The 21,976-nt window shown below is 52.6% G+C and carries 21 protein-coding genes and 1 pseudogene; 18 read left to right on the top strand and 4 right to left on the bottom strand.

Annotation, left to right across the window (positions count from 1 at the left end; all coding sequences use genetic code 11):
• Nucleotides 1-3 precede the first annotated feature (3 nt).
• The 10 genes from RGV06_RS21845 to RGV06_RS21890 all read left to right on the top strand — a co-directional run bounded on the left by RGV06_RS21845 (nucleotide 4) and on the right by RGV06_RS21890 (nucleotide 9,126).
• On the top strand, nucleotides 4-849 hold the full coding sequence (locus RGV06_RS21845) for a phage tail protein (protein WP_322151331.1): 846 nt from the start codon (nucleotides 4-6) through the stop codon (nucleotides 847-849).
• On the top strand, nucleotides 824-1,030 hold the full coding sequence (locus RGV06_RS21850) for a tail protein X (protein ID WP_322151333.1): 207 nt from the start codon (nucleotides 824-826) through the stop codon (nucleotides 1,028-1,030). The genes RGV06_RS21845 and RGV06_RS21850 overlap by 26 nt, the downstream gene beginning before the upstream one ends.
• A gap of 73 nt (nucleotides 1,031-1,103) precedes the next feature.
• Nucleotides 1,104-2,147, top strand: a complete 1,044-nt coding sequence (locus RGV06_RS21855) for a phage late control D family protein (RefSeq protein ID WP_322151335.1) — start codon at nucleotides 1,104-1,106, stop codon at nucleotides 2,145-2,147.
• A 57-nt stretch (nucleotides 2,148-2,204) separates the two neighbouring features.
• Nucleotides 2,205-2,738: a glycoside hydrolase family 19 protein gene (locus RGV06_RS21860; RefSeq protein ID WP_322151336.1), complete on the top strand. Its 534-nt coding sequence runs from the start codon at nucleotides 2,205-2,207 to the stop codon at nucleotides 2,736-2,738.
• Entirely contained in the window at nucleotides 2,735-3,265 is a 531-nt protein-coding gene (locus tag RGV06_RS21865; RefSeq protein ID WP_322151338.1) for a lysis system i-spanin subunit Rz, read from the top strand. Before RGV06_RS21860 ends, RGV06_RS21865 begins: the two co-directional genes overlap by 4 nt.
• A gap of 256 nt (nucleotides 3,266-3,521) precedes the next feature.
• Nucleotides 3,522-4,178 carry a DUF1120 domain-containing protein gene (locus RGV06_RS21870; RefSeq protein WP_322151339.1) on the top strand — a complete coding sequence of 219 codons (657 nt, stop codon included), beginning with the start codon at nucleotides 3,522-3,524 and terminating at the stop codon, nucleotides 4,176-4,178.
• Between the two features lie 246 nt (nucleotides 4,179-4,424).
• Complete coding sequence (locus RGV06_RS21875) at nucleotides 4,425-5,129, top strand: fimbria/pilus chaperone family protein (RefSeq protein ID WP_322151341.1); 705 nt, start codon at nucleotides 4,425-4,427, stop codon at nucleotides 5,127-5,129.
• Between the two features lie 65 nt (nucleotides 5,130-5,194).
• Complete coding sequence (locus tag RGV06_RS21880; protein WP_322151342.1) at nucleotides 5,195-7,669, top strand: fimbria/pilus outer membrane usher protein; 2,475 nt, start codon at nucleotides 5,195-5,197, stop codon at nucleotides 7,667-7,669.
• Nucleotides 7,666-8,226, top strand: coding sequence for a hypothetical protein (locus tag RGV06_RS21885; RefSeq protein WP_322151344.1), 561 nt, complete (start codon nucleotides 7,666-7,668; stop codon nucleotides 8,224-8,226). The genes RGV06_RS21880 and RGV06_RS21885 overlap by 4 nt, the downstream gene beginning before the upstream one ends.
• 690 nt (nucleotides 8,227-8,916) lie before the next feature.
• On the top strand, nucleotides 8,917-9,126 hold the full coding sequence (locus RGV06_RS21890; RefSeq protein WP_322151346.1) for a hypothetical protein: 210 nt from the start codon (nucleotides 8,917-8,919) through the stop codon (nucleotides 9,124-9,126).
• A gap of 54 nt (nucleotides 9,127-9,180) precedes the next feature.
• On the opposite strand, the gene RGV06_RS21895 is transcribed toward RGV06_RS21890, so the two are convergent.
• Nucleotides 9,181-9,390, bottom strand: coding sequence for a hypothetical protein (locus RGV06_RS21895; protein WP_322151347.1), 210 nt, complete (start codon nucleotides 9,388-9,390; stop codon nucleotides 9,181-9,183).
• 502 nt (nucleotides 9,391-9,892) lie between these two features.
• Here RGV06_RS21895 and RGV06_RS21900 point away from each other — a divergent pair.
• Together RGV06_RS21900 and RGV06_RS21905 are read left to right on the top strand one after the other, a co-directional pair.
• Nucleotides 9,893-11,083 carry an NAD(P)/FAD-dependent oxidoreductase gene (locus tag RGV06_RS21900; RefSeq protein WP_322151349.1) on the top strand — a complete coding sequence of 397 codons (1,191 nt, stop codon included), beginning with the start codon at nucleotides 9,893-9,895 and terminating at the stop codon, nucleotides 11,081-11,083.
• A gap of 26 nt (nucleotides 11,084-11,109) precedes the next feature.
• Nucleotides 11,110-11,502, top strand: coding sequence for a DUF1641 domain-containing protein (locus RGV06_RS21905; protein ID WP_322151350.1), 393 nt, complete (start codon nucleotides 11,110-11,112; stop codon nucleotides 11,500-11,502).
• A gap of 134 nt (nucleotides 11,503-11,636) precedes the next feature.
• Here the strand turns inward: RGV06_RS21905 and RGV06_RS21910 are convergent, their stop codons facing one another.
• From RGV06_RS21910 to RGV06_RS21920, 3 genes and pseudogenes are all read right to left on the bottom strand, one after another.
• Nucleotides 11,637-12,182: a dihydrofolate reductase family protein gene (locus RGV06_RS21910; protein WP_322151352.1), complete on the bottom strand. Its 546-nt coding sequence runs from the start codon at nucleotides 12,180-12,182 to the stop codon at nucleotides 11,637-11,639.
• Nucleotides 12,183-13,251: 1,069 nt separating this feature from the next.
• A pseudogene (locus tag RGV06_RS21915) lies at nucleotides 13,252-13,761 on the bottom strand (contractile injection system protein, VgrG/Pvc8 family); the annotation flags it as partial.
• A 107-nt stretch (nucleotides 13,762-13,868) separates the two neighbouring features.
• Nucleotides 13,869-14,387: an Hcp family type VI secretion system effector gene (locus tag RGV06_RS21920; RefSeq protein WP_019824892.1), complete on the bottom strand. Its 519-nt coding sequence runs from the start codon at nucleotides 14,385-14,387 to the stop codon at nucleotides 13,869-13,871.
• A gap of 693 nt (nucleotides 14,388-15,080) precedes the next feature.
• Here RGV06_RS21920 and tssA point away from each other — a divergent pair.
• From tssA to tssG, 6 genes are all read left to right on the top strand, one after another.
• The gene (gene tssA, locus RGV06_RS21925; protein ID WP_322151354.1) at nucleotides 15,081-16,637 is read left to right on the top strand and encodes a type VI secretion system protein TssA; all 1,557 of its coding nucleotides are present in this window, start codon (nucleotides 15,081-15,083) and stop codon (nucleotides 16,635-16,637) included.
• A gap of 32 nt (nucleotides 16,638-16,669) precedes the next feature.
• On the top strand, nucleotides 16,670-17,173 hold the full coding sequence (tssB, locus tag RGV06_RS21930) for a type VI secretion system contractile sheath small subunit (protein WP_322151356.1): 504 nt from the start codon (nucleotides 16,670-16,672) through the stop codon (nucleotides 17,171-17,173).
• 28 nt (nucleotides 17,174-17,201) lie between these two features.
• Nucleotides 17,202-18,677, top strand: a complete 1,476-nt coding sequence (tssC, locus tag RGV06_RS21935) for a type VI secretion system contractile sheath large subunit (RefSeq protein WP_322151358.1) — start codon at nucleotides 17,202-17,204, stop codon at nucleotides 18,675-18,677.
• 12 nt (nucleotides 18,678-18,689) lie between these two features.
• Complete coding sequence (gene tssE, locus RGV06_RS21940; RefSeq protein ID WP_322151360.1) at nucleotides 18,690-19,097, top strand: type VI secretion system baseplate subunit TssE; 408 nt, start codon at nucleotides 18,690-18,692, stop codon at nucleotides 19,095-19,097.
• A gap of 117 nt (nucleotides 19,098-19,214) precedes the next feature.
• Nucleotides 19,215-21,002, top strand: coding sequence for a type VI secretion system baseplate subunit TssF (gene tssF / locus RGV06_RS21945; RefSeq protein ID WP_322151362.1), 1,788 nt, complete (start codon nucleotides 19,215-19,217; stop codon nucleotides 21,000-21,002).
• Nucleotides 20,966-21,973 carry a type VI secretion system baseplate subunit TssG gene (gene tssG / locus RGV06_RS21950; RefSeq protein WP_322151365.1) on the top strand — a complete coding sequence of 336 codons (1,008 nt, stop codon included), beginning with the start codon at nucleotides 20,966-20,968 and terminating at the stop codon, nucleotides 21,971-21,973. Before tssF ends, tssG begins: the two co-directional genes overlap by 37 nt.
• Nucleotides 21,974-21,976: the final 3 nt, after the last annotated feature.

Here is a 21,976-nt window from a genome sequence, read left to right on the forward strand (position 1 = left end):
CCTATGGACTATATGGAAAAGCTGCAGTCGGGGTTGAAATACCTGACTGCAGCTGGGGAAAACGGGCGCCGTAGCCTGGACGGGATGCTCGGCCCGGTGAATGGCGCAATCAGCGAAATCACCGGTGCCGCCTCCGAATTGGGAGATTTGCCCTTTATCAGCCCCGAGACCGTGGCCAAGGTCCAACGGCTCATGCGCGGCATCAGCGCGGCGCAGTCCAAAGTTGGGACAGTGGTGGTCACCTACAACAAAGCCACCCGGGCGACCTCGCAAATCGAGGAGCGCCTCGCCACCCTCAAAGAACAAACGAGCAAGGCCGTCATGGCCATAAACAGCATCGCGGGCAACATCAACCCTTCACTGGCCAACATTATCCCGACCAGTGTCTTTGGTGTAGACCTGACCCCAGCGGTTGAGGCAGTGAAACCATTCCCTCACTTGCTGATCATCCAGCCGCTCCAACCAGAATCGAAGCCGTACTACTTCAACCTGGACACTGCGGCGTTTGAAGAGCTGACCCGTTCGAGCGACTTCCGCTGGGCCTCACAAGAACGCCTCTCGCGGCGTCCAGCGCAACAGGCCATCGGCATGGGCGAGGAACGGATCAAGCTCAAAGGCTCGATCTACCCGGGCTTCAAAGGTGGACTCAAGCAGCTGGACACCCTGCGCAGTATCGGCGCCCAACTCCAGCCGTTGGGCCTGACCACCGGTTACGGCGAAGTGCTGGGTAACTGGTGCCTGAAAAGCATCGAAGAAGAGCAGAGCGCCTTCCTGCAGGGCGGTATTCCGCGCAAGCAAGCCTTTACCTTGGAGTTTGTACGCTATGGCGACGACCTGCAGAACGGCTAGCGGCGACGTGCTCGACACGATCTGCCAGCACTACTACGGCCACCTCAACGGCACGGTCGAGGCCGTGCTCGATGCCAATCAAGGGCTCGCGGATGAGGTGCAACCGTTTCGAGCTGGGCTGTTGATTTGTCTTCCAGATCTACCAGCCCCGAGTAATGAGGTGGTGATGCTATGGAGCTAATCATCGTTCGTTATGCGTAACGCTTATTTTTAGCCCGCCCTATCAGGCGGTTTTTTTTGCTTGGTATTTACCTATGACACCAACCTTTCGCATCGTCGCAGACGGTGCAGACATCACAGCGCTGATTAATGACCGTCTGCTGTTACTGCGTACCACTGATAAACCCGGGATGGAGTCCGACGACTTTGAACTGCGTATCGATGACCGCGATAGCGCCGTATCGCTGCCCAGTCGAGGAGCCAGTATTGAGGTCTTTCTCGGCTACAGCGGCACCGCTCTAACCCGCCTCGGGCGTTACACCGTAGATGAGGTCGAATTATCCGGCCCTCCGGACACGCTGGTGATTCGGGGCAAGGCCAGCGACATGCGTGGCAGCGGAAAATCCACCCGCAGCGGCAGTTGGGAGAACGTCAGCTTGGCCAGCATCGTCAACGACGTGGCCGCGCGTAATGGTTGGTCTCCAGTTTGCCCGATGACCACCACGGTGCCCCGGGCTGACCAACTCAGTGAATCAGACTTTAACTTCATTACCCGGCTGGCAAAACAATACGACTGCACGACCAAAGTGGCCGACGGCAAGTTATTGGTCTTGCAACGCCAAGCCGGACAGAGCGCAAGCGGCAAGGTGCTGGGGGCGATCACCCTGACCCGCAGCGATGTCAGCCGCTGGCAATTTCGCCTCGCGGATCGCAGCACCCATAAGGCGGTCAGCACCAAGCATCAAGACAAGAAAACCGGCAAGTTGGCCATCATTACCTTGGACAACGAAGACGCACCGGGCGGTATGCCGCCTGTACACACCGACCGTCACATCTACCCCAACAAATCCGCCGCTGAACAAGCGGCCAAGGCCCGACTGTCCGCTTTCAACCGCTCCACCGCTGCTGTGCGTCTGGAAATGCCCGGGCGAACCGACCTGTTTGCTGAACGCAGCATCAACGCCCAAGGCTTTAAAACTGGTCTTGATGGCGAGTACCTGGTGGACTCGGTCGAGCAGGTCTTCACCCAAAGTGGCTGGAGTACCACCGTCGAATGCAATGCCGGAAAACAAGGCAAAGCCAAGGCCAAAGGTAAGAAAACCAAGGTTAAGGCGCCGCTAAAAGTCATCGAGCTGTAACCCCCAAACCGACCTCATACAACCCGCCTTGTGCGGGTTTTTTCGTAAGGGCAACTTATGTCGATTACCCAGCAACAACTTCTACAGATCCTCCCCAACGCTGGCCCAGTTGCCAGCGTTTTCGTGCCGGTACTCAACGCCGCGATGGTGCGCTACCAGATCATTGGTCCGAAGCGCGTAGCCGCGTTTATCGCCCAAGTCGGACATGAGTCCGGTCAGCTCAGATACGTCAAAGAAATATGGGGCCCAACGGCCGACCAAGCCAGATACGAAGGTCGAAAAGACCTGGGTAATACCGTCACCGGCGACGGCTCCAAGTACCGAGGGCGTGGCCTGATCCAGATCACAGGTCGGGTCAACTACATGACGTGCGGCGAAGCGCTGGCCCTGGACCTGATCATGCAACCCGAGCTGCTGGAAAAGCCACAGCATGCCTGTATGTCGGCGGCATGGTTCTGGGCGAGCAGGGGTCTCAACACCCTGGCTGACGCAGGCCAGTTCGACAAAATCACCCAGCGCATCAATGGTGGCCAGAATGGTGCGGCAGATCGCCAGGCGCTGTACGCCCGGGCATTGAAGGTGTTGGCGTGAAGATCGATGCGGTGAAGTGGGGCGGGGCGCTGCTGATTATCCTGGCCCTGATGGCTGGAAGCGCATGGGGCGCATGGGTGTGGCAGGCCAATGCCTACGGCCAGCGACTGGCCGCCAAAGAAGCCGCCCACCAAACCGAACGCACCGATGTGGCCAATGCCAACTCAGCGCAAATTCTAGCAGAGCAGGGCAAACGCCTCGCCCTGGAGCAGTGGCTGGCAGCCAGCGACCAATCCCATTACCGAGTCCTGACTGATGAAAAAACCAAACAAGCACGCCTGCGTGATCGCCTTGCTACTGCTGACCTGCGGTTGTCAGTCCAACTCGACGCCACAGCCACAACTGGTTGTGACGGAGTGCAAACCGCCACCTGCACCAGCGGCGTGGTTTATGGCGCCCGTAGAGCCCAACTTGACCCAGCGCATGCTCAACGAATTATCGGGATCACCGGCGACGGCGATCAAGGACTAATCGCGCTGCAGGCCTGTCAAGCTTACGCCAGAGAGGTAGGTTTCATGAATTTATAAAACGTTCAAGCTTTTTTAAGAAAACTAGTGATTTTAAGAATCGTCCTATTTTTTTGGGATTTACAGAGAAATATTATAGGCCGCGATTGCAAGCACTTAGTAAGTAGAGTGCTGGTAAGCAATATGTTTCTTTTAATAGGCGTATAGACCGAAATTTGTGGTTTTTTCGCTTTAGTGGAAACGTACTCGATAGGCAGCTGATTAGCTCGTGTCGAGCCTAGACTATTATCTGAAGTTTATCAAAATGGTAAATATTATGAAAAAGATTTATGCTTTAAGTTTTGCTGCTTCCGCATTGCTCACGCCGATTTTTGCAAGCGCGGCAACAACTACAGAGTTGAAGTTGATCGGTACTATCATTCCGGCAGCATGTGCGCCTAACTTTGTTGGTGGTTCTACTATTGATTATGGGAATATTCCAGTTGGGACGTTAAATGTTACCGAACAAACTATGCTTCCTGAAAAACACACAAGTCTTTCTGTGACTTGTGATGCGCCCGTAAAGTTTGCATTGAGCGCGATTGATGAGCGTAGCGCCACTGTGGTATCTACTTTGGCCACTATTGATAACTATGGTGCATCGGCAAAGTATGGCTTAGGCGCTGCTAAGAATGGTGCTAAAATTGGTGCTTATTCGTTGAAAATCGACGGCGAGACCTCAGGCACCGGATCAACATTTAGGGTGGCAAGTTCAGATGGTGGTAACACTTGGGTAAGATTTGGAGGTGGGCTCTCAGCTAGTGGGAGTTCGCTTGTTGCTTTTAGTGATGGCACGAGTAATGCACCTGCTGCACATAAGTCTGTGACTATGGATGTTCAGGTAGTAGCTGCGATTGATAAGGCTGAGAATTTGCCGGTTACGGATGAAATCAATATTGATGGGTTGGCTACTATTGAAGTGTTTTATCTCTAGTTTCTATCTTTTTGGTTTGTGGTTTTCCGGTTTGAATTTAGAAGCTTGGCCGTTGTGCTAAGTTTTAAATTATCATGTATGGACGGCTGTGCACAACATTGCCTGATAAATGCTCGCTGATTCATCTGGGTCGCCGGCAACGGCGATCCAGGATTTATCTCGCTGCGAGATATAAGTATTACCTGAAGTTTTCTTGGTTTTTCTGTCGACTGGTAGCAGCTAAGGTCTGATAATAGAAGGAAGAATATGAAATTTACTATGTTGTACTCACTTGGGTGGACGTTGTTTGTATCATCGCTGATAGTGACGGGCGCTCATGCAGCGGGAATGATCCCGGAAACTTCAGTGGTTATTCTTAATGAGGTCAATGGTGAAGCCACTATAAACATCAAAAACTCTGACAGTCGACCGGCTTTGCTTTACAGTCAAATCCTTCCTGTCGAGAACGATGATGAAAATCTCATTGTACTAACTCCGCCCGTTGCACGAGTAGATCCCGGCGAAACCCAGGCTATTCGTTTTCTCCTACAAACCACTGAGCCACTCAAAGTCCAGCGCCTTCGTCGAGTGGTATTCGAAGGTATTCCGCCGAAGGATGACTCAGCCGGAGTTAGGGTGAATATGAACGTGCGGCAGAACTTGCCAGTTATCATCCATCCTAAAGGTCTGGCCATGGATAAAGAACCTTGGCGTCGGCTTAAATGGTCGATCCAAAATAGCAAGTTGCAGGTGACTAATCCCGATGCCTATGTGGTACGTCTTGATCAGGCAATTACTCTGATGCCGTCCAATTCTATAGTGCAATTGCCTCGCTCGTATTTGTTGCCGGGTGAAGTTGTCACTCTCGATGTGCCCTCTGACACACTTAACACATTGAAGGATATAATACTCTCTCCTGCGACGGTTTATGGCTACACGGTCGATAAGTATACAGCCCCTGTTAGTCGCTGATTAAATTTCATGCCTTAAAGCCAAGTAGCTCGGTTGACGGCATTTGCTTTTCACTGAGTCTAATTATGTCTAGCGCCTACCTATGGCGAGTATGCCCCATCCTTATGGGTGTGATGCTCTTCACTGAACAAAATGTTGTAGCAGGAGTCTCTACGGATCAAATGTCTAGCCGCGCAACAGCTGCTGAGTTAGTTGAATTTGATATGGATATGCTTAAGGGGCGCAACATTGACCCTGAGGCCGCTCGATACTTTGCAAAAGCACCGCGTTTTTCTGAAGGCAGTCACACCGTCAATTTGTATGTAAATGGCATGAGTAAGGGGCAAGCCACAGCTATCTTCGATAGAGAGGGTCGGTTAGTTCTAACCTCAGACCTTCTTGATATCGCTCATTTGGCCAACCCTGGGCGATCACAGAAAATGCCTAAAGAGATTAATGCTAAATTTCTAGAAGCGTATCCGATGACACAAGTGGAGCTAAAACCGGGCAAGAGTGAAGTCGGGTTGATTGTACCGACCGATGCACTTCGCACTCCTGATGCAGACATAGGCGATTTTGCTGAGGGTGGCACGGCTGTCATGCTCAATTACAACCTTATGGGCATGAACAATCAGTTCCGCAATAACCGCAGCGAATTTCGCTCTTTGGATACTGTCGCAGGGTTCAATATAGGTAATTGGATTGTGCGAACTCGACAAAACTATTCCGTACAGGATGGCAGTAGCCGCACGGAACATCTGTACGCTTATGGGCAAAAAACCGTGACCAGTCTCAAATCGACCTTTCAGGGCGGACAGATCAATATCGCCAACTCATTGTTCTCCGGCGATTCAATTACCGGTGTTCAACTGGTACCTGAAGCAGGTCTGCGAGCCGGAGCGCGTAACAGCGGGGCGGCAGTGGAGGGCGTGGCCAACTCAACGGCGCGCATAGAAGTTAGGCAAAACGGAGCACTGATTTTGTCCACCGTAGTCCCCGCTGGTCCCTTTACCCTGGCGGACCTGCCATTGTTAAGCGCGAGTACGGATTTGGATGTTACGGTTATTGAGGCCGATGGTTCGCGTCGTACCTTCAGCATCCCTTCCGCTAGTTTCGGCGGAGGCACGCAAGGCGCTGCGCCAGGTTATTCTTTTGCTGTGGGCCAATATCGCCCATTGGGTAGTGGCGGAAGCTCGACACCCAGCTTACTCACTGGCAGCGGAACATGGGCTATAAATAGCAAGACTTCCGGTTCTACTGGTCTGATGGCTGCTGACGGCTATCAGGCGGCCGGATTGGCTCTCGATCATGCGATGACTCCCACCACAAGCCTAGGCCTGCGCCAAGTGTTTTCCAGTGCCACTGATGAGGGTCGTAAGGGATCACAAGTGAGTGCCAACTTGTCTACCCAGGTCACAGCAAAAATGTCTCTGGGCTTGAGCGCCACGCACCAGACTGAAGGCTATCGGGACCTCACAGACACCACCTATCGCCAGGACGATTCAAGTTGGTATCAATCGCGCTACCGTGATCAATTTACCTCGTCCGTCGGGTGGTCGGAACCAACATTGGGCAACTTTCGGCTATCTCATAGTTACACCAGCCAATTTGATAACAAGGATAGTCAACGCTTGGTGGGCTCATGGTCGAAAAACTTTAAGAAAGCCTCAGTCTCGGTAAACATGGAGAAAAGCCTAGGGGAAATCGGTCCTTATGGTTATGGAGACTCGGTTTTTTTGTCTGTCACGATGCCGCTAGGACAAGGTTCACTTAGAGCATTCTCCAATCATGATGACCGAGGTATTCGTACCGGTGCTTCTTACAACCAACAGGTCAACGATACCTTCGGTTATCGTGTTCAGGCCGAACGGAACAGCGTAGACCGGGATACCGACCTTTCGGTCTCTACCAACCTACTGCCTCGTTATGCTCATGCAACCGTGGGGTATTCACGTAGCGGTGAGGATTCCACTATCTACAACGGTAGTTTGAGTGGTGCCGTTGTCGCCCATGATGATGGTGTGACCTTCACTCCTTACGAGGTTAACGACACTTTTAGTATTCTTACTGTTGGAGATGTAAGTGGGGTTAAAGTAACAACCCCACAAGGCCCTGTCTGGACCGATGCATGGGGAAAAGCTGTGGCGCCAGGTATGCAGGCTTACGAGAACAACCGTGTGGAGGTTGTGGCCAAGAGTCTTCCGCGTAATGTTGATATCTCTAATACCTATAAGGAGCTCAAGGTCGGTCGCGGTTCGGTCAGCAACATTAATTTCAATGTTGTTACAGCCCGTCGCGTCTTGATGAATGTGACCCTCCCAGACGGAAGAATTCTGGACAAGGGATTGGCGGTTTCGGCAGACGACCAGTATCTCACCACGGTTGTCGATAAGGGCCAGGTTTTTCTGCCCAATATCGAGCCAGACGCGTATCTGACAGTTGGGCTACCTGGCGATAAAACCTGCAAAATTAATTTCAGCCTGCCACCAAAAGCCGATACTGATGGTTTTTTTGAAACCATCAACGCCGTGTGTCACCCTGTTCAGGGGCAATCGTTATGAAGTGTGTATTTTTTTCAAAAATGTGTGCAATCAGTGCCGCAATATTTGGGGTGTGTATCTCATTCACGGTCCATGCTGATGACTGCGTGATGTCAGTTAGCCAACCAGTCGTGGATTTTGGTCAAACCCAGCGTGCGCAACTGTTGGAAGGAATGCGCGAAGGACAGCATCTGCTGGTCGGAGCGCGGGTAGTGAATATAAACTTCAACTGCGCAGCGAATGCTGCGATGGCGTTGTCGTTTACCGGTGAGCGTGTGGGTGTTCAAGGTTATCGATTTGCCGAAGATGGTTTTTTTACTCTCCGGGTGCTGAGCGCCCAACTCGATGGCAAGTCCGTACATATGATGGTACGGGACGCCGAGGGGGCAGTGAGTAACTCCGATAACCAACTCCGTCCTGGTGTCAGCCTGGTTCCGGGATCCACGGGGCATCTAGCGCGCGGTTCGACGTTGAATGTTCAGGTGGAAGTGAAAACGTTCGTTACTGATCGTGATACGTTAGCCCGTTCACGTGAGCAATGGGAAGGCAGTGGTCAGTTCTCAATTGATACGTTATGAAGGTGAGTGTTGTCATGGCTTGGTGAGGTGTTGTGAAATTGTTTATTCAATAGAAAACCAGGTGAGGATAAATCACCCAGTATTGGTGTTGAAGTCGTCGGTTTTGCTTGAGATATATCGCTGATCAGGGAAGTATTAGTGTAAGTGCGGATTGTTAGATACCGCTCAATTTTTTAAGTCGATGATATAGAGCATCTATTTGGTGCGCGATGGGGCTTGTAGTGCTTATAAAAAATCGTACGATTTAGTTGGCTGTATAGCGGGTGATAGTGTAATTTCAGTTTCGCAGCCGAAAACGAAACCCTTTATTAATCTGATGTGGATGCGAGTAAGTCTGTAGTTTTCGCGGAACTATAATTCTAATAGATTGCTGATTTATATGGATAAAATCCCGGAGTGCCCTTCCGTTATACTGGTTATGAGTTATTTTGGCTTTTATTCGTTCGGCATTACGCCGTGGGGGGGGGGGAGACTAAGGCCTCAGTGACTTTTCGAGTACCATCGTTACTCGTGGTTCAGCAGCGTTGGGTGTCGGTGCAGCGAGCACCTGCTTATAAAGTTCCGTATTTACTGGCGCTTAGTAAGCCCAGCTTGAATGGGGTGCTAGGAGGCCACGGAAACCATCTTGTGGAAGCCAACACTTAGTAGCCAGCAGCTAGACTGATGTTAATACCAAGTTGGTGAGTACTGATGAAGAGGACGATTTTGGGAATGGCCGAAGCCGGGGAGGTTTTGATCTCAGCGGCTCTAGAGGCACAGGATCATTATCGAGAGGCCAAAAAAGCAGGACGCCCAACTGAAGAAGTGGAACGTCTGCGGATATTGGCTGACTCGCTTGTCCAAGCGGTAACTGATTATCAGCTTCTGGCGGACGAAGCTAATGCCATCACGCGTCACTAATCATTTTCAAGCAATTTGCTGTGGAGAAATACATGTCCACATCTGTCCGGTTACTCATTCAGGAGGCATGAGCTCAGTCAGTGAAGCGTTGATGAACTTTTCGTTCTGCGTAATGACCTCTAGCGCGCCACGAATATTTCCCCCCACCTCAGATGAGCCTTGCTGTTCAACCCATATCGTTAGCTCCATGATGGCAGCTTCCAAGGCAAGTTGGTTTTGGTTGAGTTTGTAAAACAGTGCGGGAATCAGATCTGAGTTCAACATATATGATCCTCTATGAAGGAACAGTCTAGCAGGCGAGGGGGAAATGGATTTTCGTACGTAGGCAGGACGCCGGAAGAGGACTGAAAAATAGTTCCTAAACAAAACATAGAGGCCGCATTCTACGGGGCTTGCAGAGGACCGATACTGCCAGAGTTTCGGAAAGGAATATCGCTACAAGCCACGGCCCGCTTGGGTTTTCATATCGGATTGCAAATCCGCCCACGGCAGTTCTAGTCCGGCTTCGGCCTACATAACTCCGTAAATTTGGATCTCGTTACGAGGAGAGGGCTTCGACTGACCTCATAGGTCCGGTAGTCTGCTTTCGGCCAAAAGTGGTCGTTCACTATTTAAGAAATTCAGGGCGATTCACGGCGCCTTGTAACAATCATATTCACTTGACGATTAATGAAGTTTTTCTAATCGCCTCTGCCTCCTTGCAGTCCCCCAGATCTCGACTAACTTCATGTCTAGTAGATATTGCATACGCCATGGAGGGTGGAAGATGCAGAAGCGGATAATCATTGTCGGCGGTGGCTTGGGCGGTACGATGCTTGCCAATCAACTGGTCACCAAGCTCTACCCCGAAATTCTGCGGGGAGAGCTGAAGATAACCCTGCTTTCCAACTCTGAGGACCACTTCTACAAACCCGCTTTCATGTACGTTGCGTTCAATCTTTTTTTTCAGGAGGAGCTCAAACGTCCTGAACGCTCGTTGTTACGCCCGGAAATAGATTTTCAAGTCGACGAAGTGATTCGTTTTGACTTCGCCGGACAGGAGCTGAGAACCCGGAGTGGCAAGCGTCATGGCTATGATTTTTTGGTAATCGCTACCGGTTGCGTACCTGCCCCGGAGCGTATCGAAGGACTCAAGGAGGCCGGCGACCACTTTTACCAATACGAACCAGCGCGACAACTGGCTCAACGTTTAAGTACCATTGAAAAAGGTCGGATTTTTGTAACGGTTTCTTTTCCCCAGACACCCAATGTTCCGCATCAGTGCGGCATCGCTCCCATAGAAACCACGTTGATGCTTGATGACTTCCTTCGGCGTCGTGGCGTCCGGGACAAGGTAGAAATCATTTACACCTACCCCACCACTTCACAATTGTTGCGCAATTGCTTATTCCTGCAACGGCCCACCGGCGAGATTTTGCCGGGGATCTTCGAACAGAAAAACATTCGCTTTCAACGGGGTTTCACACTAAGTAGAGTCGATCCGGAACAACGAATGGCTTACTCCGAAGAGGGGGATGAACAGCCATTCGACATTCTGATGGCGACGCCGCCGATTCGTGCAGTTGATGTGGTGCTTGAGTCAGGCGTTTCACAGGCTCAGAACAATGAAGGCTGGCTGCCGACTCATCATGAGACATTACAAGTCTATGGGCTCGAAGGTGTTTATGTTATCGGCGATACGGTTGATCTGCCAGTCAGTAAGGCGGGTGGGGCCTGCCACAACCAGGCGCCGGTGATCGCCAACAATATTGCAGCTGAAATCCGATTGGGCAGCCCAAATGCAGTGTATGACGGGCGCGTCCAAGCTGTGGCGCAGATGGGCCTAGATGCCGGGATGCCGCTTTGGTACGACTATGCCCACGACGTAATGCCGACCCCGCCGAGTAAACTCGGTGGCCTGCTACGCAATGGATTCAACCGTGGCCTTTATTGGGCTGTGGCTCGCGGAATGCTTTGACCAAGTACAGGGAGGAGTAAATACACATGGATGTCATCAATGAACCACCAGCAAAGAGTGCCAATATTAATCCCGAATCGCTTGAGCACAACTCTGGGCTTGAGGCCTTGTTGGGTAAGCTGCAACCACTTCTTGATGCTGGGCGTCTGGACAACCTAGTCGACCTAATGTCACTTCTCTCCGACACAGTTGACCTGCTTGACCTGGCCACTGTAGAAAAACTCGCACGGTTGTTCGAGGACACCACCACCTTCACCTGGAGTCTGGGCAATGCGCTACGCATGGCTGCGGCCGAGACTGCCGCAGAGGCGGAGCCTCCAAGTCTCTATGGGTTGCTGTCGCTCCTACGCGAAAAGGACACCCGCCGAGGCGTGGCACTGGTCCTCAGAACTTTGAATGTCATCGGAAGACAACTCTAGCCGGAAGGAATCACGTATGAACATTGGCCTCAGCCGTCCACGGCAAGGCCTTGTAATACTCAATGGAATTCTCAGCCCTATCTGAACATCAGCCCTTTACCGTTGCTCCGAGCAATAGACCGCAACCAACAAGCCTATGTGAGCACTTGATAACGACTTTGTAGAAATCCGTTATCAGACGCTGATGAGTCAATCAGACATAAATTTCGCTCATCACCCAACTGGCTGAACAATGGAATCCCTTTGCCCAACAACACTGGAATACGCGTGATAGTGATCTCGTTGATCAATCCTGCAGCGAGGAAAGACTGGATGGTCTGACCTCCGTCTATATAAAGATGCTTCAGACCTTGAGCCGCAAGCTGCGCCACGATAAGTACCGGATCGCCGGCTAACACATCGACATTGCCTCGCAGTTTTGGTGGTAGCGTTAACTCCCCATGTGAGAGCACCACGACTCGCGTGTTCTCATAGGGCCACTCAGGGAAGGACAGCACCTTGTCCAGCGTCTTGCGCCCCATAATTAATGCATCGACCGTCGTCATAAACTCATCATAAGTGAGCCCCCTTAGGACAGGGCACTCGTACTCAGGCCGATGGAGCCACTCAATATCTCCATCCATCCTGGCAATGAAGCCGTCAACACTTGCTGCGATAAAGACCGAACATTTTGTATCCATGGTCAGAGAGACTCCTTTTTTGGCGGTGTTTATAGCATGTCCTCAAGGCCGAGGATCACAAGGCGCGTCATGATTGAACAGATCTAGATACTAAATGACCGCTATTGGCCGAATGCAGACGATCAACCGGCACTGCCAGTTCTGAGTATCTGGAAATAAAGAATAGGGTGGATGCATACCAAAATCTGCGCAAAACATACCCTGGAGCCCACGGTTTATCGTTTGCTAATGCACGAAAAACCGTTAACTTTGCCAGCCTTGATGAAGATATTTATTCTTTGATTACAATGACTTATGGCGAGCTAAGATCGAACATGGGGTGCTAGGGCGCGTTGTGAATTTTAGATGTTGCGGATCTAACTTTGCAGTTATAACAACCTACACCGCTTGGCGTTTAGCCTTGGGGTTTGATGTCTCTAACAGGACCATGAACTCCTCGGGACAGGATATGGATTGCAGGCAATCGTCTCTCTCAATATAACGGCCTCAGCAAAATCTACAGCTCGCACGCTCCATGCATAGCAGAGGGGCTTGGAAACTTTAAACCTTATGAGATGTTTCCTGTAACTAGGGCAAAACTAGGGCAAATTACAGTCCGCTTGGGGCCGCTTTAGGCTTTCTTGAGTCGATGAAACAGCCCGTATTCATGGCCCCGAGCGGTATAGGATGAATACAGAAAACGTTCGAATCCCTATCTCTCCGCCATTATTACGAAAGCCCCGCAGATCAAGGTCTGCGGGGCTTTTTTGTATCCGGCATTTGACCACTCCTATCCCCCCGGAAATCCGCTTGGCACTTTCCGATCAGTCTTGCGGGTTGGTAGGTGAAAAATCCTCGGGGTAGCGCCAGAGTTAAGCTTGTAGCCGTGATATTAAGCGGTATCCACTTCATTAAAAATGAAATCCCCGCCAGTTTAATTTCGGCACAACGGTCAACTGGCGATTGGCTGATTTGGTTCTTTGGCGAAGCTCCAACGCTCAATTCGACGTTGTTGTAGATTGGGGTGCTCCGAAGGAACGCTGCGCAGAGTCGGCTGGTCGCTTTTGCCCTCGGCCAACTGGTAGTCGGTGCGGTGCCGCCACGAAATCCCGTCCTCACTGCACAACCTCTGGATGAACTCGAAGTCGTTTTCCCCATATTGAGTGCAGTATTCGCGTTCCGGGCTGGTGTTGACGTGGAAGGTGTACGCATCGGCCTGGATGCCATGGCCTTTAAGGATCTGAGCCACGATCTGCGGCACTGTCAGGTGCTGAAAAATTCGTTGGTTATGGCTGAACTGCAAGTAGTAAAGCGCTGGCACCAAGGTCAACTGATAGCGGGTCAGACGTTTACCGGCCTCGCCCACGAAGACCTCTTCGATATGGCCATGAATGCCTTCACCCCTCAGACCAAACTGGAGAAACGCCGGCTGACTGAGCAGGCTCTCCAGATCGAAATCAGCGGACTCACTGACAAGTTCAACCTGGATCGCATACAGGCTGCTGATGGCTTCGATACCCTTAAAGGCCAGCACCTTGAAGTCGTTGCGAACAGAGGGGATCAGTAACGTGAAATGCGCAGCATTGGCCGACGCGAACATACGCTTGTCCTTAGCGGAGAGAGGGGACAAAACGCGACGCCTACCTTAGACGTAATAAACAGCATCAACCGCCATTGAGGTTGATGCCGTGAAACGGCGACTCAGTTTCAGCCTGCGACTGGAGTGCGCCAGTCATCAGAACCGGAGGTGCCGGATACTTCGTGGGTCCAAGTGATTTTACGGTAGGTGAACTCAACGTCTTCCAGATGGGTGAAGTGTGAGTTCGACGGGTCCTGGCAGTTATGCATGTAATCCTTGATGTCGACGATGATCGCGTCTTCGAGTTTGGTGGTGAAGTAGTGCTCTTGAGTACCCGCTGCCGAGGTGCGATACCACTGGATGGTAATCTCAGTCAGGCGCTCGCCGGAGGTCAGTGCAGCCAGCAGCAGCGGCGAGGACTTGTCGAACACCTTGGTGATTTTGACAGGCTTGTGAACGCGTTGGCCGGTCGGTTGACCCGATTGCGGATCACGGGGAATGATCACTTCGTGGCTAAAGCCCTGAACCATGACCTGGTCTTCATGACCTTCCTGGTAGGTGTTGCCGACCGAGTCAGCGGTGAAAGCACCGGCGGTGATCAGGCCCTGCTTGGTACCCGTGATGGACATATATGCTGGCGTAGCCATGGATGCTCTCCTTGCTGAGAATATAGGGACCCACAGGCATGTTTGCGCTGCAGGTTCCAAAACAGTGATCAAGGTTTATGCCAACTAAATTAAGCCCTTTGATTATCAACGGCTTGCATTCAAAGTCTTAGGCTTTACTAACTACTGATATAAAAATTATCAATAAAAGTGCGCAAGAAGTTGCGCAGCTGCTGTGCAACTTCTTGCGCACTTGTCTGTTAGTGTTTAAGTGCGTGCCCTGTAGAGATTTATTCGCAGGGTTATCCACATTTTAGTGTGCAAATTTTGGTGAATGATGGCAGTTTGGTGTAGCGCATTTCAGCATCAATTAATCTCAGTCGCTCGAGATGTTTCCATGTGGATTTTAGGAATAGTCCTACATCTTTGCCTATTGCGACGAGTGTAGGGTGTGCACGCAATATTCGTTTTTTGGCCGTTCTCAAGTTGGAAAAAAGGGAAGCGTTAGGAAATTTATAAATGTTTCAATTGCTTGGACTCGATAGGAAAGCGCTAAAGCATTAATGCGGTAGTGCGGATTTCAAGATTTTTTTGGAATGTTAATTTGTGATGGTTGCGTTGCGTACGCTCAAAAATAGCGCGCTCGCATTGAATGATTTAAACCTCATCGGTTTTGCCCCACGTCCATTGCAGCTCTAATGGGTGTGTCGCGCCAATCTTAATTAAAGGTCATGGATGTCCTACTCTAGTAAACTTTCTGCTCATTACCTTGGACTCGCAAAAACTTCTATTTCTACAGAAAGTTTTGCGGGTGAGGATGTTCGTTTTTCGAGCGAATATGAAGTATTGGAAAGCGAGCTGAGTAAAGCCCAATCCATGCATGAAAGTGGCCATATCGATTGGCTGAAAATCTGCGAAAACAGCGAAACCCTGCTGCGCACCCTATCCAAAGATATACGTGTCGGAGCGTGGCTTACTTGGGGCTTGTACCAGCGCGAATCTTTTCAGGGGCTATTGGCCGGCCTCGGTTTGTTGCATCACTTGTGTGAGAGTCACTGGGCCGAAATCCACCCGGGCAAGGCACGCACTCGGTCCGCTGCCATCGGTTGGTTGGTGCCACGCCTTGAGCAGGTGCTAAACGAAAATATCGCGATCAAAGAGCAATTGCCGCTGTTCCGCCGGATGATTGATCACCTTGAAGGCCTCGATGCTGCCTGCACCGAACATTTGGGCGATGACGCACCATTGTTGCTGCCAATCTCCCGCCGTTTAAAAAACATGGTTCAGCGTGCTGCTGACAACCAGCCGGAACCCGGCGTGGTCGGCGCTGCTGTGGCTCAGGTCAAGCAGGCCGCCGCGCAGTTGTTCAATCCAGGCGCCCCGATCGATAACGAAAAAGAAGCCCACAAAGCTTTGCGTGCCCAGCAGGAAAACGCCCGCCCATTGTGCGCCTGGTGGCTCAAGCAGAAAGCCACCGACCTGCGCGCGTTGCGCCTCAATCGCACGCTGTTGTGGCTGCCCATCGACACGGTTCCTGAGCGCAACAACGAGCATATCACCGCGCTACGCGGTCTGCCGCTGGACAAACTGAAGACTTATCAGGATCGCTATGATCAAGCCAAATACGCAGACCTGATCGTGGAGCTGGAGGCGAGCTTGGCGAAGGCGCCATTTTGGTTCGATGGCCAGCGAATGGTATGGGAGTGCTTGCAAGAGCTGAACGCTGAGATGGCGATGCGTGAAGTGGAAATTCACTTCGCGTTATTCATGCAGCGCCTGCCTGGCATCATCGAATTGCGTTTTCACGACGGTGCCCCGTTCGCAGATCCGGCTACTCGCGCCTGGATCAGTGCCAACGTCAACCCGCACTTGCAAACCTCCAATGCACCACGCCAGGTTGAAGTAACCGATCCCCAATTGGCTTGGGAGTTGGCCCTGGAGGAGGTCCTTCCGATCTTACGCAAAGACGGCCTCAAAGCTGCCGTGCAGATACTCAAGCAAGGTCTGCAAAGTGCCCATGGCGGGCGAAGTCGATTTTTTTGGCAATTTGCTCTCGCCCGGCTGTGCTTCGCGGCCAAGAAATACGAACTGGCCAAGACCCAGCTCGAAACTCTCGACAAAACATTATACGACTCAGGTCTGCAAGCCTGGGAGCCCGATCTTGTACTCGAAGTACTGCATTTGCTGCATAGCTGCTGCGAGTTATTGCCGCAGAACCATGCTGTGCGTGAACGCAAAGAAGAGATTTATCGCAGGTTGTGCCACCTCGATCTCGAAGTGGTACTCGAATAGGCCCCCGGGCCACAACCGCAAGGAGAAAAGCCATGGCCAAAGAAGGCTCTGTCGCCCCCAAAGAACGCATCAACGTCACCTTCAAACCCTCAACTGGTGGTGCTCAGGAAGAGATTGAACTGCCGCTAAAGCTGCTGGCAATCGGTGACTACACCCACCGCAAGGATGAACGCAAAGTTGAAGATCGCAAGCCGATCAGCATCGACAAAATGACCTTCGACGAAGTGCTGGCCAAGCAAGAGTTGGAGCTGATACTGAGCGTACCGAACCGTCTTCAGGAAGAAGGCGACACTGAAGAGCTGGCGGTGAAAGTGCGAGTCAGCTCGATGAAGGACTTCAACCCGGCCTCGCTGGTCGAGCAAGTACCCGAGCTGAAAAAACTGATGGAATTGCGCGACGCGCTGGTGGCCCTCAAAGGCCCTCTGGGTAATGCACCTGCGTTCCGTAAAGCTATCGAAGGCGTTCTCGCCGACGACGAGTCCCGCGGTCGAGTCTTGGGTGAACTGGGCTTGAATGCCGCCGCCCAGAACGCCTGAACCCCCATCAGCCAAGGAAGCCAACACGATGAGTAAGAGTGCAGCGCAGCAGAAAACTACCGAGAATAGTGAATACAGCATTCTCGACAATATTATCGCCGAAACCCGCTTGACGCCGGACGACGAAGCATACGATATCGCCAAACGTGGCGTGTCAGCCTTCATCGAAGAGCTGCTCAAGCCGCAGAACAGCGGTGAGCCGGTCAAGAAAGCCATGGTCGACCGCATGATCGCCGAGATCGATGCCAAGCTCAGCCGTCAGATGGATGAAATCCTCCACCACAGAGCCTTCCAGTCCCTGGAGTCCTCGTGGCGTGGTTTGCAGTTGCTGGTCGATCGCACCAACTTTCGCGAAAACATCAAGATCGAAATCCTCAACGTCTCCAAAGAGGACCTGCTGGACGACTTCGACGATTCGCCGGAAGTCATGCAGTCTGGCCTGTACAAGCACATCTACACGGCTGAATATGGCCAGTTCGGTGGTCAGCCGGTTGGCGCAATCATCGCCAACTACTTCATGTCCCCAAGCTCGCCGGACGTGAAACTGATGCAGTACGTCTCCAGCGTTGCCTGCATGTCTCACGCGCCGTTCATTGCTGCGGCCGGCCCGAAATTCTTCGGACTGGAAAGCTTCACTGGCCTGCCGGACCTTAAGGATCTGAAAGATCACTTCGAAGGCCCTCAATTCGCCAAATGGCAGAGTTTCCGCCAGTCGGAAGACTCCCGCTACATTGGCCTGACGGTGCCGCGATTCCTCCTGCGTAACCCGTACGACCCGGAAGAAAACCCTGTTAAATCGTTCGTCTACAAAGAAACCGTCGCCAACAGCCACGAACACTACCTGTGGGGCAACACCGCCTACGCGTTCGGCACCAAGCTGACCGACAGCTTCGCCAAATTCCGCTGGTGCCCGAACATTATCGGCCCGCAGAGCGGAGGTGCGGTTGAAGACCTGCCGTTGCACCACTTCGAAAGCATGGGCGAAATCGAAACCAAGATTCCTACGGAAGTATTGGTCAGCGACCGTCGTGAATACGAACTGGCCGAAGAAGGCTTCATCTCTCTCACCATGCGTAAAGGTAGCGACAACGCCGCGTTCTTCTCCGCGAGCTCGGTGCAGAAGCCGAAGTTCTTCGGCATCAGCGCAGAAGGTAAGGCAGCAGAGCTTAACTACAAGCTCGGAACCCAACTGCCGTACATGATGATCGTCAACCGCCTGGCTCACTACTTGAAAGTGCTGCAGCGCGAGCAACTCGGTTCGTGGAAAGAGCGTACCGACCTCGAGCTCGAACTCAACAAGTGGATCCGTCAGTACGTCGCTGACCAGGAAAACCCAAGCGCTGAAGTCCGTGGCCGTCGTCCACTACGCGCTGCCCAGATTATCGTCAGCGATGTCGAAGGCGAGCCTGGCTGGTACCGCGTCAGCCTGAACGTGCGTCCGCACTTCAAGTACATGGGGGCCGATTTCACCTTGTCGCTGGTTGGCAAGCTGGACAAAGAGTAAACGGAGCGACTCATGACTGGATACGGCAGCCTTTTCGAGCGCTTGGGTGGCGACGCGGACAAGCGCCTCGGCTGGAGCCGCGAGATCTCCGCGATGGCGTCTGTGGCTGCCCATCTTGCCAAAATGCTTAGCACCCGTGCGGGCAGCGTGCAAACGCTGTCCGATTACGGGCTACCCGATCTCAATGACATGCGTCTGAGCCTGCACGACTCCCTGAGTCAGGCTCGTCTGGCCATCGAGAATTTCATCGAAGCCTACGAGCCACGCCTGAGCAATTTGCGTGTCATCTCCCTAGCGCGTGATCACGATCAGCTTCGCCTGTCCTTCAACATCGAAGGCCTGCTGGAAGTTGATGGTTTCAAGCGCCAGGTCAGTTTCGCCGCGTGCCTAGATGGCAGCGGTCAAGTCAAGGTCAGCTAATGAGTATCGTATGCCCTGACGTCCAAAAAGGTGGGGCGCAAATAGTCCTGAACATGCTTGAAACGCAGGGCGACCAGGACGATTTGTTCATGAGCTCGAATACCAGGCAGGTGCCCAGTGTCCTTTAACCACTACTACCAAAGCGAACTCACAGCACTTCGTCAGTTAGGTCGTCGCTTCGCCGAGCGTAGCCCGGCGTTGGCGCCTTTCCTGGGGCAGGCCGGGCGGGATCCTGACGTCGAGCGGTTGCTGGAGGGTTTTGCGTTTCTGACCGGTCGTCTGCGCCAGAAACTCGATGACGAGTTACCGGAGCTCAGCCATTCGTTGATGCAACTGCTGTGGCCCAACTACATGCGGCCGCTGCCGTCGTTCAGCATTTTGCAGTTCGATCCGTTAAATCGGTCAGGTCCGGCATTGATGGTCGAGCGCGATACACCGGTGGAAAGCGTTCCGATTGATGACGTACGTTGCCGCTTTCGCACCTGCTACCCGACTGAAGTCCTGCCGTTGGACCTAGCTGCGCTGAATTACTCGATAAAGGGCGACGGCTCACTGTTGAGCCTGCGTCTGGAGATGAGCGCCGACGGTCACCTCGGTGAGCTGGAGTTGAGCCGCTTGCGTCTGCACTTTGCCGGGGAGCGCTACATCAGCCAGATGCTGTACCTGAGCCTGCTACGTAATCTGGATAGCATCGAGCTGATTCCGCTGGACGGAGTCGGCAACCCCATTAATGGCGTCAACGGCACGCCAATGGCGTTCAAAATGCCCGGCGACCGCGTGCAGCCGGTGGGGTTTGCTGAAGAAGAAGCGTTGATCCCTTATCCGCTGAACACCTTCCGCGGTTATCGCTACCTACAAGAGTACTTTGCCTTCCAGGACAAATTCCTGTTCGTCGATATCAACGGCTTGGATCTACTCAAGGCTTTACCGGCAGATACCCTCAAGCAGGTGCGCGGTCTGGAGTTGCGTTTCGACATTCGCAAGAGTGGAGTCCTTCGCATGCGTCCAACCCTAGACAACGTGAAGCTTTACTGTACACCCATCGTTAATCTGTTCACGCACGATGCACTGCCGATCCGCCTTGACGGCAAGCAAGACGAGTACCTACTACTACCCGCCGAGCACGACCTGGAAAACTGTGGTGTGTTCTCGGTGGAAACCGTGACTGGCTGGAAACCTGGCGGCCTCGGTTATCAGGCGTATGTTCCGTTCGAATCTTTCGAGCACGACCCTAGTTTTGACGTACCCAACAGCCGCCCTCATTACAGCATTCGCCAGCGTTCTTCCTCGCTGCACGACGGCCTCGACACTTATCTGAGCTTCGGTATTCGCCACACCGAAGCCCAGGAAACCCTGTCGGTCGAGCTGATGTGCACCAACCAGAACCTGCCGCGCAAACTTAAACTTGGCGACGTCAGCCAGGCCTGCGAAGAAACGCCAGAGTTCCTGAGTTTTCGCAACATTACCCCCGCCACTTCGAGTTTTGCGCCGCCGCTGAATCGTGACTTCCTCTGGAAGCTGATCAGCAATATGTCGCTTAACTATCTGTCGTTGGCCGATGTCAACGCGCTGAAAGTAATTCTCGAAACGTACGACCTGCCGCGCTACTACGACCAACACGCTAAAAAAGTCAGCAACCGTCTGCTCAGCGGGCTCAAGTCGATCAAACATCAACACGTCGATCGATTGCACCGAGGGTTGCCGGTTCGTGGGCTGCGCACTGAACTGACCATCGACCCGCAAGGGTATATCGGTGAGGGCGACTTGTTCGTTTTCGCTTCGGTTCTTAACGAGTTTTTCGCGCTTTACGCCAGTCTCAATTCGTACCACGAGCTGCGGGTAAAAAGCACACAGGGAGAGGTGTACCAATGGACACCACGTATGGGCCTACAACCGCTTCTTTAAGTGTACTGACCCGTGGCATACGCGAGTACTCGCTGTTTCAGGCCGTACTGTTGGTAGTTGACCGACTACGCGAAGCACATCCTCAACTGAGCCATGACGATTTGTACGACCAACTGGAATTTCAGGCTAATCCTAGTCTGGGGTTTCCGGGCAGTGACGTTGATCGCGTTGAATTCTTTCATGAGCACGGGCTAATGCGTGCGCGCCTGCGCTTCAATGTGATCGGACTGGTTGGTTCCGGGTCACCACTGCCGGCGTTTTACGGAGAACAGGCCCTGGGCGACAGCGAGGACGGCAATCCGACCCGTAACTTCCTCGACCTGTTCCACCATCGCCTACAGCGACTGATGCTACCTATCTGGAAAAAATATCGTTATCGCGCCAGTTTCGAGAGTGGCGCCCTCGATCCTTTTTCTAATCGACTTTTTGCCCTGATCGGCCTCGGGGGTGAAGAGATCCGACGTGCCCAGGAGCTGAACTGGAAACGCCTTTTGCCGTATCTGGGCTTGCTCAGTTTGCGTGCGCATTCGGCGGCACTGATCGAAGCGGTGCTGCGTTACTACTTCAAGCACGCCGAACTGACCATTGAACAGTGCATTGAGCGCCATGTGGAAATTCTCGACGAACAGCGCAATCGCCTGGGGCGAGCCAACTCTGTGCTTGGTGAAGACGTGGTCTTGGGGGAGAGCGTGCGCGATCGCAGCGGCAAGTTCCGCATTCACATCCGCGAACTCGACTGGCAGCGCTTTCACGAATTTTTGCCAATCGGCTTCGGCTACCAGCCGCTGTGTGCACTGGTGCGGTTCACCCTCCGTGACCCACTCGATTACGACATTCGCCTGATGCTGCGCCATGAAGAAATTCGCGAACTGCGTATTGGCGAGCAAAACGCTTGTCGCTTGGGATGGACCAGTTGGCTCGGCCGCGAAAAAGCGGACGGCGTGGTGACTCTGGGCAGCAAAATTCATTAAGGA

The organism is Pseudomonas sp. CCI3.1, assembly GCF_034313985.1.
In the GTDB taxonomy this organism is placed as follows: Bacteria; Pseudomonadota; Gammaproteobacteria; order Pseudomonadales; family Pseudomonadaceae; genus Aquipseudomonas; species Aquipseudomonas psychrophila.